The sequence below is a fragment of the Silvania confinis genome, assembly GCF_025564085.1.
Taxonomy (GTDB): Bacteria; Pseudomonadota; Gammaproteobacteria; order Enterobacterales; family Enterobacteriaceae; genus Enterobacter; species Enterobacter confinis.
The window spans coordinates 1-351 of sequence record NZ_JAMGZJ010000015.1 but is presented as its reverse complement, the minus strand read 5'-3'; the positions used below and the strand labels follow the sequence as shown (position 1 = coordinate 351).

The window sequence follows — 351 nt, the reverse complement described above, 5'->3', positions numbered from 1 at the left end:
GCTTCAGCTTTCTGCATCGGAATCAACGCAATTACCACCGCGCCCAGCACCAGGAACCCGGCGACCATAAAGATCCCGGCATTAAAGTTGCCGGTCACATCTTTCATCCAGCCCATCAGCAGCGGCCTCAGTGCGGCACCGGTCATCCCGGTAGCGTTGATCACCGCAATGCCCAGGTCCCGTAGGCTGGGTAAGGCGTAGCCGCCACCCGGCAGCCCTAAAGCTCCCGCGATAAATCTATCAAAGATAAATACATGGCTTACAGCGGCGCCCAGGTCCGGCTGAAAATCGCCGAGGCGTTTCCGCAAGGCCGGGGCGAGGCGCAGGGATGCGCCGAGAGGGCATAGCCTG

1 pseudogene is annotated in these 351 nt (G+C 60.7%); it reads right to left on the bottom strand.

Features of this window, described 5'->3' with window-relative positions:
- Positions 1–351, bottom strand: a pseudogene (locus tag M8013_RS00070) (hypothetical protein); the annotation flags it as partial.